7 protein-coding genes and 1 pseudogene are annotated in these 13,549 nt (G+C 57.7%); 5 read left to right on the top strand and 3 right to left on the bottom strand.

Translation table 11 applies throughout. The features are described 5' to 3' along the window. Positions 1–21: 21 nt before the first annotated feature. A complete protein-coding gene (locus ACZZ0D_RS08660) occupies positions 22–6,684 on the bottom strand; it encodes an NEL-type E3 ubiquitin ligase domain-containing protein (protein ID WP_463552935.1) in 6,663 nt (2,220 codons plus the stop codon). A 152-nt stretch (positions 6,685–6,836) separates the two neighbouring features. Here ACZZ0D_RS08660 and ACZZ0D_RS08655 point away from each other — a divergent pair, with 152 nt between their 5' ends. Next, positions 6,837–7,055 carry a DUF2970 domain-containing protein gene (locus tag ACZZ0D_RS08655; RefSeq protein WP_463552934.1) on the top strand — a complete coding sequence of 73 codons (219 nt, stop codon included), beginning with the start codon at positions 6,837–6,839 and terminating at the stop codon, positions 7,053–7,055. 7 nt (positions 7,056–7,062) lie between these two features. Here the strand turns inward: ACZZ0D_RS08655 and ACZZ0D_RS08650 are convergent, their stop codons facing one another. Then, a complete protein-coding gene (locus ACZZ0D_RS08650) occupies positions 7,063–8,136 on the bottom strand; it encodes an ABC transporter substrate-binding protein (RefSeq protein ID WP_463552933.1) in 1,074 nt (357 codons plus the stop codon). A 524-nt stretch (positions 8,137–8,660) separates the two neighbouring features. On the opposite strand from ACZZ0D_RS08650, the pseudogene ACZZ0D_RS08645 reads away from it, so the two are divergent. Both ACZZ0D_RS08645 and ACZZ0D_RS08640 read left to right on the top strand, forming a co-directional pair. After that, positions 8,661–10,320 (top strand): annotated as a pseudogene (locus ACZZ0D_RS08645) (nitrite/sulfite reductase). Further along, a complete protein-coding gene (locus ACZZ0D_RS08640; RefSeq protein ID WP_008080464.1) occupies positions 10,304–10,798 on the top strand; it encodes a DUF934 domain-containing protein in 495 nt (164 codons plus the stop codon). Before ACZZ0D_RS08645 ends, ACZZ0D_RS08640 begins: the two are co-directional and overlap by 17 nt. A 375-nt stretch (positions 10,799–11,173) precedes the next feature. On the opposite strand, the gene sohB is transcribed toward ACZZ0D_RS08640, so the two are convergent. Beyond that, positions 11,174–12,205 carry a protease SohB gene (gene sohB, locus ACZZ0D_RS08635; protein ID WP_053120855.1) on the bottom strand — a complete coding sequence of 344 codons (1,032 nt, stop codon included), beginning with the start codon at positions 12,203–12,205 and terminating at the stop codon, positions 11,174–11,176. A 204-nt stretch (positions 12,206–12,409) separates the two neighbouring features. On the opposite strand from sohB, the gene ACZZ0D_RS08630 reads away from it, so the two are divergent. Together ACZZ0D_RS08630 and ACZZ0D_RS08625 are read left to right on the top strand one after the other, a co-directional pair. Continuing rightward, a complete protein-coding gene (locus ACZZ0D_RS08630) occupies positions 12,410–13,120 on the top strand; it encodes a histidine phosphatase family protein (protein WP_463552932.1) in 711 nt (236 codons plus the stop codon). Between the two features lie 64 nt (positions 13,121–13,184). Then, on the top strand, positions 13,185–13,502 hold the full coding sequence (locus tag ACZZ0D_RS08625; protein WP_053120860.1) for an SCP2 sterol-binding domain-containing protein: 318 nt from the start codon (positions 13,185–13,187) through the stop codon (positions 13,500–13,502). Positions 13,503–13,549: the final 47 nt, after the last annotated feature.

The following is a 13,549-nucleotide window of genomic DNA, read 5'->3' as shown; positions in this document are numbered from 1 at the left end:
CCGAGGTTTCATCCCTCTCTCTTACACGCTGAACTGTTGCCGTTCAGTGTTCGTCATCTCAAGCAACAACCCGGTTTCCTGGGTTTTGAATTCCACCTCCAGCGCCCCGACTTCCGTCAGGTAAGCCTCGGTTATCTCTGTATAACGATCTTCCAGCTCGCCCTGAATTTGCGCCTGTTTGTCTTTTAAAGCAGCGAATCGCCCTGGGTATTTGCGCTTCAATTGGGCGATCCAGTAATCGCGCGTGACCAGATCCTCCATGAAGTCAGCCGACTGCTCGGCTGCAATCACTTCCGCGTAAGCGGTGTCCAGTGTGGCGGCGCTGACGTTGCCACTGTAGAGCATGTCTTTCGGCTGCCCCGGCAGTTCCAGCCTGTCACCCAGACCAATCCGATACGCCAGCCGCACTTCCGCCGGATCCGGCCTGCCCCCTCGTGCCTGGCGTTGCAGCACATCGCGATCGGCAATTTTTTCAATTCGGCCGAGGCGAAACAGTTTTCTACCCAGTTTGAACAGCACACTGTCCTGCTGATTCAAGGGCGTGGATTTGACGGTTTCGAACTCGAAGACCTTCACCTCAATGTCGCTGAATAACAGGATGCGCCCGTCACCACAGGTCTGCGCCGATTGCGCCATCGCAAAGACCGTGCGCCTCAAGCTTTCATCGCTGTCAGCGGCTTTCAACACCCGATGTACACGACGAGTGAGGTCAGTGCGCCCAAGCGCAAAGTCCTTGGTGCCCTCCATGCGGTCGAGCAGATTGAAGAACGCCGCACTGTCAGGCTGCTGCTCAAAATCGCGCCAGATTCGTGTCAGTTCCTGAGCGTCATTTGACGCTGGATCGATCCAGCGCTGACGCGCCTCGTCACCGGTGACATGGCCGACATCCACCTCTTCATCACTGAGCGGCGACGTATCACTGTCGAAAATGCTGTCAGCCTCCTCACTGTCCAGCACCTCGTCGAGCTCTTCGGCAGACCAGCCCATGATGGTTTCACCGGGATTAATCTCGTTGCGCAGCATTATCAGGCTCTGCCCGTTCAGACTGTCATTGCTCGACAAATCCACGCCTTCACGCAATCGGCTGTAGCGCTCAGTCATCAAGGCCGGGGGCACGGCTTCGAGCATGTTGTCTCGCAGATTCAGCGTTGTGAGCGAAGGCAGTTCGAGCACTCCTTCAGGCCACGCTATTAGACGATTGGTTTGCAGATTGAGTGCCTCAAGCTGGGCGAGTGGACTGACGTCCAGCGATTCCAGCCAGTTGTGCGACAGGTTCAGCGACTGCAACTGAGTCAACGTCGCAAGTTGCGTTGTCAGTTGTGGCGTCGATCTCAGCTGGTTTCCCGAGGCCGACAGGTGCTTGAGGTCGTTGATCGCAAAAACAGGCGCGGGCAGGTTCGCCAGAAGATTGCTGTTTAGCTCCAATGTATGGATGCCTTGGAATGCTCCGAGAAAACCGTCCAGGCCCTGCTCGCTAATAAAAACCTTGTTCAGTTTCAATGTACCGACATGAGAGAAATCCCCTGCCAGCGTCGGCAAATCACCTAAGGGGTTCTCGGACAGATCAAGGGTGAAACCGGCGCTACCCCGTTCGGCCGCAGGTAATTCCCGCAGATTCTGCCGCCAGCACGCCAGTATCTGATCGGCGGCTTTGCGCCGTTCCACAGCGCTGACCCAGAGCGGCAGACTCATTTCTCGCAACTGAAACGGCGGCTGAGTGATCCATTGGTTCAGGGATTCGGTCAACGTCTGAAACTGCATGTCCCAATGATCCATCCGGGCGAACAACGCTTCCGCCCCGTGGCTCAGTGTCAGTTCATCAATTGCCTGCAACGCCTCGGTGTCCCGCAGATCCGGGTCAAGCCTTTGCAGGCGCGCCTTGGGCGTCATTCTCGCCAACTGCGCTGCGGGCTCCACGCTTAACGGCAACAACAGTTCCGGAAACTGGCTGACCAAGGGCGGAAAATACGCGGGGCCGCCCAGGGTGAAACCCTCACGCAAGTCAGTTCTGGAAATGCCCATTGGTGCAAATTCATGACTCTTGGCCAGCAGATCGTGACGGGCCTTGGTCGTCAGTCGACATCCTCCCAGATCGACCTGGAGACGGCCATACCCGCTGAAAACGGCGTCGGGAATGTCCACGACTGCGCTGTTGTTCAGCTCCAGCCGGGTCAGCGCAGGCAACTCCAATACGCCCTCGGGCCAAGCAGCAAGCGCGGTGTGGCCCAGACGCAAACGCTTCAGCCCTCGTAAAGTCGTAACGTTCAGCGACTCGACGCGGTTGTAGCGCAAATCGAGGGTTTCCAGACCTGACAATCCGTTCAAACGTGCCTGTAGCGAGGGTGTGATGGTCAGATAATTGTGCTGCAGCCCCAGGTCTTTCAGCTTTGGCAGTTGTTTGAGTGTCGAGGGCAAATCGAACAGCTGATTGCGGCTCAGATCCAGCGTCCGAAGCTCGCTGAAGTGCGGCAGAAATTGATTCAAGGCATCAACCGGGGCCACGACTTCCGACAACTTGAGCGCCAATACGTGGGAAAAATCCGTGGTGGCCAACGCGGATAAATCAGGCAGGTCACCCAGTGCTGCCCCTGACAAGTCCAGTATCAACACGTTGTCAGGCGCAACAACCGGCAAGGGGAGCGAGGTGGATGATCCCGGTCGCGGCTCGGCATTTACAGAGGCGTCCCCAGCAAGGCCGAAGCGTTGGCGCAAGCCCTCACGCCAGCATTCGCGAATCAGTCGAGCAGCGTTCCGTCGGGCATTCAGATCGACAGTCCGGCCGTTGACGATGGCCAACCGTTCCTGCCAGTCGGTCAGTTGCCCGGACACCATTTGCAGATCCTGGCGCAAAGCATTGATGTGATCGAGTAGCGCCCGGCCCGACAGCCCTCGCGCCTTGACTTGTCTAAGCGCGGCGGCGGAAAGATCGCTGCCGCAATCCATCGCAATCTGCAGTGAGTCGCGACTGTAACGCTCGAGTATCTGTTCGCTGTCCAGCACGTGCGCAGGGTTGTCTCGTACGTATTCATAGGCTTTGACGAACTGTTCAGCGTCGAGCCTGGCCCAGTTGAGATCCAGCCCGCGCCACAGCTTTTCGTGACCTGCGTACAGCTCGGCAGGCAACGCCTTGATGTTGGCGTGTCGCAGGTTCACTTGTTCAAGCCCGGGCAACTCCAGAATGCCCTTGGGCCAACGCTCGAGAGTACCCGCCACATTCAATGCGCGCAGTCGGGGCAATTGGCTGACATCCAGCGCACTGGATATTCCGCGCAACGTCAGACTTTCCAACTGCGGCATGACATTCACCAGCGACTGCGCCGCCTCACTGAACTCGCTACCGAGATTCCCCCCCAGCAACAACTCACGAATACCGGGGAGCATTTTGAGCTTCTCGGCCAGCCGTGCCGACTGCAGGGGATCCCACACATACAGCTCAAGTGAACGGATGTTAGGAAACTGCCGCATAAACGATTCGCTGCTTTGACTGAGCAAACTGTCGACACTCAATTGCACACTGCTCACGTGCGGGAAATGCGCCGTCAGCTCTGGCAACACGCCGGCGTTCCCCCAATCCAGATGGATCCCGGCCGGGACATCGACCAGCCCCCGCAGCCGCCAGGCGTCCTTGACCATTTGCGCCGTTTGTTGACGGGCCAACGATGCGCCCCCCTCGGCGCTCCACTGCTCTAGTTGAATGGCAAGCGTCTCGTACTCCATGGCGCGCAGGTTGAGCAAATGCACAATTTGCGTCTCGGTACTTCCACCGAGCAACAGGTGATTGATCATCGTCTGCGCCGAGTCATCTGAAAAGTCTGGATACAGGTCGCGCACCCTTGAGGTCAACGATGGGTTGACCATTGCACTCGCCCCACGACCGCTCAACGGGTAGCCAATGCGACCATTAACCAGGCGTGTCGGCGACTTGAAGCGTCGACCGGGCGGGTTCGGAAATAATGTTTCGAACATTTGATTGCGATGCCTCTGCGCATATTGGATCAGCAGGCTTTGCAACTCGGCGCTCTGCCCCACGTTCGGCAGCCCGAGCCTTATACGTGCATCGTCCGGCAAAGCGTGCATCAACGACTGATGAAAGTTGTCGCCCTGCCGCGGCACACTGTTTAACGCATTACCCTGGCTGTCGAAGGCTTGAAATTGCCCGGTCTGGTGGTGTTGACCACCCTCGGTGACCAGGTATTTGACGTCTTCGGCCGAATCGTTGCCGATACTCGCAAGGATCTTGCCGGTGCAGTCGTGTTGACGTACCTCCAGACGCAATGATTGCGGCCAGCCTGGTTGTTTCTCCAAAGCACGCAGGGCCAGACGCTGACTGTCAAAGGACGCCAGGCCTGGCTGCTGCATGCCCGCCAGCGCCCGGTTCATTCGCCCGACTCTGGCGCGAGTGCGCGCCTTCAGCAGGAGACTCACCGGCAGCCGCCCGCTACGTCGGTTAAACCGGCGCTCCTGAGCGGTGGCGGCATTCAACACCTCTTGTGCGGCGTCATTCGACAGACTCGGAAAGGTGCCTTGCAGTTGTTTGATTTCAGGCGTCAGCGCCGTTTCGACGGGAACACCATTCCGAAACTGGCGCAAGGTATCGGACAAGACCGAGGGCATGGATTGGTGGTCGATGTGCATTTTGCGCAGCACGCTGTCGTCGACCCCGCTGATTCGTGCGATGTTCTCCAACGCTGCCGTATCCAGCCCATCGGTTACGTGGCCCAGCCGTCTCAGCAGCGTCGCCCGATCCCATTGCAGCGGGCGCTCGAAATCGTGTCGCCAAGCGCCCTGGCCATTGGAACGCAGCGCTGGCTGATAGGCATTCGGGTCGCTCGGATGTTTGAGGCGCCAGCGTCCGAGGGTCGTGTCAAAGGTTTGCTCATACACCTCGCCCTCAAGGCGGATAAACGTTCTGCTACCCACTGCATATTGCCCAAGTGAGTTGGGTTCGAGCGTGGACGGCAACACAACCGGGCTTCTGTACTGCGCAACACCCGGCCGCCAGAGTTGCTCGTCACCGAACGGCAGTTTGACTTTGACCATCCCGTCGACAAACGGCGTCGAGAGGATTTTCGGCGCTCTGCTTGCGGCCGCGCCGAGCACGGCCATAAACGCCAGATTGGCTGCGACAGCGCTGAGATAACTCCATGCCTGATCACTGTCGCCAATGCTCCAGGCCTGCGCTCCGTGGTAGACGTCCAGCGTTAATTGTACGGCCATCACGGCCATCATCACTTCGCCCAGCCCTGGTATAAAGAACGCTGCGACGTTCAGTATGTTCAAGCCCCATTCGGCATAGTGCGCCAACCGCGCATACCAGGCGTCATGGTCGACGGTGGCAGTCGGCACCGCCAATTGCGCGGAGGATTCTTTCAGGCGCGTCTGGTGGCGGGTGTACAACTCGTCGAACAAATTCTCGGCAAAAAAACTTTCCGCCAGATCCAGCACCGGGTCGTCTCGATAAACCCGTTGATAGATCCCGTCGAAATGCCCGAACAACGTTTGTTCGCGGTGTGGTGCATCTGGATCCCACTTCAGCGTTTGCAACGCTGACTGAACGCTGCCGAGAAACCTGCCTGCGTCGCCATGCGGGATGAGACGTAGAAACGAACGCTGATAAGCGGCGTCTCGCAGGCGCAACGCGAGATCCCGCTCGAATGCCCTGAGCGATGCGTACTCCTTGATTGGCGCCACCGGGTCGCCCGGTATGCAGACGATGATTCGAGAGTCGGTATAACCGAACACGCTGAACAGGTTGGTGCCGGGATTGCTCAAGCTCAGGTCAATTTTTTTCTGTTTACGCCGATTCGCGCCCAGCACGAACATTTCGCTGGCAGGCAGGCCCAAAACATGCAATTGGCTAAACGCAACGGGTTCGCCGTCCAGCGTCGTCGCCGGCTCTTCGTTGAGTACGCCGAGCACTGCCAGGTAGGCGGTCGGGCTCAGCAGCGACTTCAGGCGAGCAATGTGCGCATGGGCCCTCAGGCTTTCTTTCCACGCTTCAATGGTCTGTGCCTTGACCGTTGCAGCGGTGTCGGCCGCATCAAATATTGCCGCCAAGTGCTGCTGATATTGCTTGCCGATATCCAGCTCACGGCATAACAGCGCAAAGTCGCCGGGTTTGATCGCCAGCTTCTTGATTCTGTAGCACTGGGAGTGGCCGAATTTGGGGTAATACCAGCCATAAGATCCGTCATTTTCATCAACAATGGGCGCCCTCTCCCCCTGTTCCGCGATGATGTCTGTTTCAGCGAAGGGCTGCTCGTCGGCAAAATTTCGTAATGCCAATTGCAGCAGGTTTTGATCGGTGATGAGCCTGTCGCGGTAAAGCTCGGTGTAAAGCCAGGTGTTGGCCGTATCGACCTTGATGCCAAACTTTTCAAGCAGCGCGTCTTCGAGCAAGGGTTGCGCAAATTCGACGACACCCTTGAGCCCTTTGAGGGTTTTCGCCAGATTCTGACTGGACGTGCGGCTGCGTTGCTGAGTGTCGCGCACGATTTGCCGTTGCACCTCGGTCAGCGCTTCAAACCACTCAGGCATCGCCCCTTCGGGCAGACCTCCGGGTGTTCTTGCCTGATCCAGCTGCTGGATATTTGCAGGACTGAAGTGACGCAACCTTTGTTGCAGTTTGTGTTTAACGAATGGCGTGTGCAGGCCCTCTTGCCGGCCCGATAGGAGTGCTCGCATCTGAAATCCTGACGACTTGTAAATGAGACGTCAGTTCATCACCGGCGGCGCTGGCGATGGCGGTACATATATATATGCCGTCACTTTTGTCAGCGAGCCACAGGGAATTAATTAGCTATGCTTGCTGTTCACACTGTGATGACGAGAGATTTATGGACGATCCAGTCGACAACAAACCGCCGACCTTTTGGCAGATGCTGCACAGCGTCGTGGCCGCCGCGTTCGGGGTGCAGAGCGGCAAGAATCGGGCAAGGGATTTCACCCATGGCAAGCCCAGCCATTTCGTGGTGCTGGGGATTTTGTTCACGGCAGTGTTCGCGCTGACGTTGTTTGCCATCGTCAAACTGGTGCTGCATTTCGCCGGGGTTTGACGGGGGGTCAGCGCATCAGCGTTTGCAGGTTGAACGGGTAACGATAGGAATCCGGTTGCCCCTTGGCGGATAGCTTGCGGAAATGCACGCCGTAGTCCGGAGAGTCGCCCATGGCCAGCATTTGCCGAGCCTGGGGCTTGTCGATCAGTTGCAGCAAGGGGATTTGCCGATCGCTGCCGCCGTAGCGGTTCAGATCCACGCCCTTCTCGCAGTCGTGCAACTCGACCAGCGCCCAGCCGCCCAGCGTGAAATGGCCGCCGACCAGGGCGCTCAATCGACCGTCGACGAACGCCTGCAATGCCGCCGGTGAAGTGTTGACCGCACTGAACAACGCATCCTTGCCCGGGACTTTGCCGGTTTCGGCGTAGGCACGCATCGCCCCGAAGGCCATTTCATCGTTGGCCGACCACACCAGCGAAACCTTTGGATAGCGGCCGAACAGTTGTTTCGCCTGTTCGTAGGCGCGCTCTTGAGTCCAGCCGCTGTAAACCAGTTGGCGCAAACGCACATGCGGATGCTCGGCCAACGCGCGCTGCATGCCGTGCTCACGCAATTGCGCTGACGGGGTGATTTTCAGTCCGGAGAACGCCAGCATTTCAATCTGCTCACCTGCTGCCACCGGCGGATGCACGCGGATCAGCTCCTTCATCATCAAGTAGCCGCCCTCCTCGTCGTTCGGCACCAGACTGCCGATCTGATCGCCGCGCTCGCCGACCAACGCCTGTTGATCCGCCGTCAGGGCGTTATTGACCATGAACAGCTTCACGCCACTGTTGTGAGCCAGGCGCAGAATTTGCGGCGCGATGTACTGTTCGTTGACGAAAATCAGGTAGTCGGGTCGATTCGGCCCTTGCAGCGCGATGCGCGCCTGGGCCAGGGTGAGTTCAGGTTGGCGTTGCGAATAAAGGATCTGCAGATCAATGCCGAGGTCGCGAGCGGCTGCCTGCATGAACTGCGAATAGCTGACCCAAAAGGCTTCCTGCGTCGAGCCCGGATTGAGGAACAGCACAGACTCCGCTCGCGCAGCGGTTGACAATAGCGCGCTGAACAGCAGCAAGCCGAGGTGCAAAAACTTCAACATGAGTCATCCGGGCCCAAGAGAAAATGGCCGCGCATTATAGCCATCGAATCACCGGCTATTAATGCCTGATCCCGTTTTTGTCCGACAATCGTCGCAAGCGGGGCCCGGATGAGTCGTTTACTGATGGCTGACCCAGAAGACCGCCGTTCCTACTACGAGAATGATCAGGAACAAAATAGCCCACGCATCGACGCTACTGTCGCTTTTTCTTGCCTTGGTCGGATTGCTCATTGCATCGCCTCTTGTCGGTTTTATCGGTGATTGCAGAAAGACTCGACCACAGTTAAGACGATGATTGTCCGCACTACAAATGTGGATTAGTTGACAGTGATTCTCGTTAGGCGTTTTGGTTCTTTACATATACTCAAACATCACTTTTGCGCATAACCCCAAACAGGTATATTGCCCCGGCTCCGTTAGGGAGAGCGCGGCCGTGCGCGCAGAATTGCAGAGGCACAATCGGACTCCAGCAAGCGAAAACGCAGTGCTACTCCGAATGGCCCAAGCCTGAGAACAGGACTTATATGTACGTATACGACGAGTACGATCAGCGGATCATCGAAGGACCGCGTCAAGCAGTTCCGTGATCAGACCCGACGCTATCTGGCAGGTGAGCTGAGCGAAGAAGAATTCCGCCCCCTGCGCCTGCAAAATGGCCTCTACATCCAGCGTTTTGCGCCGATGTTGCGTGTGGCGGTGCCTTACGGCCAGCTGACTTCGCGTCAGATGCGCATGATGGCCAAGATTGCCCGCGACTACGACAAGGGCTACGCCCACATCAGTACGCGGCAGAACGTGCAGTTCAACTGGCCGGCGGTGGAAGACATTCCGGACATTCTGGCGGAACTGGCCACCGTGCAGATGCACGCGATCCAGACCAGCGGTAACTGCCTGCGCAACGTCACTACCGACCAGTTCGCCGGTGTCGCCGCCGACGAGGTGATCGATCCGCGCCCATGGTGCGAGATCGTCCGCCAGTGGACGACGTTCCACCCGGAATTCGCCTACCTGCCGCGCAAATTCAAAATCGCCGTCAACGGTTCGACCGCTGACCGCGCCGCCATCGAAGTCCACGACATTGGCCTTGAGCCGGTGCACAACGCTGCTGGCGAACTGGGCTTCCGTGTACTGGTCGGCGGTGGCCTCGGTCGTACGCCAGTGGTTGGCGCGTTCATCAACGAATTCCTGCCATGGCAGGGCCTGTTGAGCTACCTCGACGCCATTCTGCGTGTGTACAACCGCTACGGCCGTCGCGACAACAAGTACAAGGCGCGGATCAAGATCCTCGTCAAAGCGCTCACGCCTGAAGTGTTCGCGCAGAAAGTCGACGCGGAAATGGAACACCTGCGCGGTGGCCAGACCACGCTGACCGAAGCCGAGCTGCAGCGTGTGGCCAAGCACTTCGTCGATCCGGACTACAAGGCCCTGGAAAACCAGACCGCTCAGTTGGCCGACCTCGACAAAGAGCATCCGGGTTTCGCTCGCTGGCGCACTCGCAACACCCTGGCGCACAAGAAGCCGGGTTATGTCGCCGTGACCCTGTCGCTGAAACCGACCGGCGTTGCCCCGGGCGACATCACCGACAAGCAGCTCGACGCCGTCGCCGATCTGGCCGACCGCTACAGCTTCGGTCAACTGCGCACCTCGCACGAACAGAACATCATTCTCGCCGACGTTGAGCAGAGCCAGTTGTTCACCCTGTGGGGCGAGTTGCGCGAAGGCGGTTTCGCCACACCGAACATTGGTTTGCTAACCGACATCATCTGCTGCCCTGGCGGTGATTTCTGCTCGCTGGCCAACGCCAAGTCGATCCCGATTGCCGAATCGATCCAGCGCCGTTTCGACGACCTCGATTACCTGTTCGACATCGGTGAGCTGGATCTGAACATCTCCGGTTGCATGAACGCTTGTGGTCACCATCACGTCGGCCACATCGGCATCCTCGGCGTGGACAAGAAAGGCGAAGAGTTCTATCAGGTCTCCCTCGGCGGCAGCGCCAGCCGTGACGCGAGCCTGGGCAAGATCCTCGGCCCGTCCTTCGCTCAGGAAGTCATGCCTGACGTGATCTCGAAGCTGATCGACGTGTACGTTGAACAACGTACCGAGGACGAACGCTTCATTGACACCTATCAGCGTATTGGCATCGACCTCTTCAAGGAACGCGTCTATGCAGCGAATCATTAAGAACAACGAAGTCGTCGACGAAACCTGGCACTTGCTGCCAAAAGATTTCAACATCGACGAGATCAGCAACTGCGACGACTTGATCGTACCGTTGCAGCTGTGGCGCGAACATAGCCGCATGCTCAAGGCCCGCGACGGCGGCCTGGGTGTCTGGCTGGACGCTGACGAAGAAGCCGAAGAAATCGGTGAAGACGTTGCCGAGTTTCAGGTGATTGCCCTGAACTTCCCGGCGTTCACTGACGGCCGCAACTACTCCAACGCCCGTTTGCTGCGCGACCGTTACGGTTTCAAAGGCGAACTGCGCGCGATTGGCGACGTACTGCGCGACCAACTGTTCTACATGCACCGTTGCGGTTTTGACGCCTTTGCCGTGCGCCCGGATAAAGACCCGTACGAAGCCCTTGAAGGTCTCAAGGACTTCTCGGTGACCTATCAGGCCGCCACCGACGAACCGCTGCCGCTGTTCCGTCGCCGCTAATCCACGTTAGCCGCAACACCTGAATCTGAAACCGGAGCTGATCCGGTTTCAGATTTTTTATTGCCTGTCCTTTGATAATGGCTAATCAACAGGCCCGAACGTTGGTACTTCAACAGGTGCCAAATGAGCTCTAAAACGATCCAGCGCAGCTTGAGTCAATCGATTGAACAGCGCCTTACGTAGATTGCCGTTATTCTCGGCTATCAGCCTAGAAGGTGAGCGGCGAGAAAAATGCAGGACGTTTCCGCGATGGGCGAGGAAATTTCGCTAGGGGGGATGGGTGTTTAAGATCAAAAGATCGCAGCCTTCGGCAGCTCCTACATGGGGATAACTGTAGGAATTGCCGAAGGCTGCGATCTTGTGGACGTGCCGCTATTACCAGAAGCGTTGCTGGGTCAACCGGCTCCACCAGCTCAACAGGACGCGATCCACCGAACCACTGGCCGCCATGCCGATGCGCTCTTGCAGGCTCTTACGCTCGGCGTAATGCAAGTGATAAACCTCAGACTTCTTCGCACGTTCTGCCAAGTACTCATCGCTGGTCTTGAGTTCATCGACCAGTTGCTTATCCAGCGCCGCAACACCCAGCCAGACTTCACCGGTAGCCACTTCGTCGATCGCCAGTTGCGGGCGATAGCGTGACACGAAGTTTTTGAACAGTTGGTGGGTGATGTCGAGGTCTTCCTGGAATTTCTCGCGGCCCTTTTCGGTGTTTTCGCCAAATACCGTCAGGGTGCGTTTGTATTCGCCGGCGGTCAGCACTTCGAAATCGATGTCGTGCTTCTTCAGCAGCCGGTTGACGTTGGGCAACTGCGCGACCACACCAATCGAGCCGAGGATCGCAAACGGCGCGCTGATGATCTTCTCGCCAATGCACGCCATCATGTAACCGCCACTCGCGGCCACCTTATCGATGCACACGGTCAGCGGCACGCCGGCTTCGCGGATACGCGCCAGCTGCGAGGACGCCAGACCATAGCTGTGCACCATGCCGCCGCCGCTTTCGAGACGCAGAACGACTTCGTCTTTCGGTGTCGCGAGAGTCAACAGTGCAGTGATTTCATGACGCAGGCTTTCGGTGGCCGAGGCTTTGATATCGCCGTCGAAATCCAGCACAAACACCCGCGCTTTGGCGTCAGGTTTGTTCTTTTGTTTCTTCTCGGTTTTCTCGGCTTTGGCCTGGCCCTTGCGCAGCGCCTTGAGCTGATCCTTGTCGAGCAATGTCTGCTCCAGGCGTTCACGCAGGCCCTTATAGAAATCATTGAGCTTGCTGACCTGCAACTGACCGGCAGATTTGCGTCGGCCCTTGCTGCGCAACGCGGCAAAACTGGCGAGCACCACCAGAATGGCGATCACCAAAGTAACGGTCTTGGCCAGGAAACTGGCGTATTCGGTGAAAAACTCCACAGAGACTCCTTAAAACAATGCGCGGATGCGAAACACACGCGGGATGACGCCAGCATACCCATGCACCGGCCCGTCGGCCAGCCGTGAAACCTCTGGCAACACGCCTGTAACGGGCATTTCAAACAAGCGTATGTTTTTTCATTGACAGCTCTCCGTCATCCTCATAACCTCGCCAAACCTTCAACGTACCGGGATGACGCGGACGTGGGCAGCATCTATCTGATTCGACATGGCCAGGCCTCCTTTGGTGCAGACGACTATGACGTCCTGTCGCCGACCGGTGTGCGCCAGGCAGAAATCCTCGGTCAGCACCTCGCTGAGCTGGGGATCAGCTTTGATCGTTGCATTGCCGGAGACCTGCGTCGTCAGCAACACACGGCTACCAGCGCACTGGAACAGTTCAGCGCTAAAGGCCTCAATGTGCCAACGCTGGAAACCGATGCCGCGTTCAACGAGTTCGATGCCGACGCGGTGATCCGCGCCCTGCTCCCGGACATGCTGGCAGACGAGCCGGAAGCTCTCGACATCCTGCGCAACGCCGCGCAGAACCGTGGTGAATTCCAACGCATTTTCGCCCTGATCATCGAGCGCTGGCTGGCCGGCACTTATGACACACCAGGGCTGGAAAGCTGGCTGGGTTTCGTCGAACGGGTTCAGGGCGGGCTGCATCGCATTCTCGATCTGGCGGACAAAAACCAGAAAATCGCCGTGTTCACTTCCGGCGGCACCATCACTGCCCTGCTCCACCTCATTACACAAATGCCTGCCAAACAGGCCTTCGAACTGAATTGGCAAATCGTCAACACCTCGCTCAGCCAGCTGAAATTCCGCGGCCGCGAGGTGGCACTGGCTTCCTTCAACAGTCACGCACATCTGCAACTGCTGAAGGCCCCGGAACTCATCACTTTTCGCTGAGTCCGGATGACTGTGACCCTTGCTGTAACCACCCAGCTCCTATGACCAAAAAAAGGATCGAATCATGACCTCCGTAGCTGATGCCGTAAAAGCAATGCAAGCCAAGTTCAACCCAGCCGCTGCTGCCGGTCTGGATCTGGTCTTCGGTTTCAACATCACTGACGAAGACAAGCAATACTCGCTGATCGTCAAAGACGGCACCTGCGACATCCAGGAAGGCGAAAACCCGGACGCCAACTGCACGCTGGTGCTGGACAGCGAAACCCTGAAAGGTATCGTCAGCGGCGAAACCGACGGCATGCAGGCTTTCATGGGCGGCAAGCTGCGCGTTGAAGGCGACATGATGCTGTCGATGAAACTGTCCGAACTGTTCCCTGCTTAATAGCAGCGTTCAGCGACACAACAATCCCGCCCTTTGTGGCGGGATTT

This window comes from Pseudomonas sp. AC193 (genome assembly GCF_979258075.1).
The sequence above is the reverse complement of the archived record's forward strand: the minus strand, read 5'-3'. Positions and strand labels throughout refer to the sequence as shown.

Excerpts from the sequence above, each read along its gene's own strand:
- ACZZ0D_RS08640 (WP_008080464.1), top strand. The coding sequence starts at position 10,304 with ATGCAGCGAATCATTAAGAACAACGAAGTCGTCGACGAAACCTGGCAC.
- ACZZ0D_RS08650 (WP_463552933.1), bottom strand. The coding sequence starts at position 8,136 with ATGTTGAAGTTTTTGCACCTCGGCTTGCTGCTGTTCAGCGCGCTATTG.
- ACZZ0D_RS08625 (WP_053120860.1), top strand. The coding sequence starts at position 13,185 with ATGACCTCCGTAGCTGATGCCGTAAAAGCAATGCAAGCCAAGTTCAAC.
- ACZZ0D_RS08660 (WP_463552935.1), bottom strand. The coding sequence starts at position 6,684 with ATGCGAGCACTCCTATCGGGCCGGCAAGAGGGCCTGCACACGCCATTC.
- ACZZ0D_RS08655 (WP_463552934.1), top strand. The coding sequence starts at position 6,837 with ATGGACGATCCAGTCGACAACAAACCGCCGACCTTTTGGCAGATGCTG.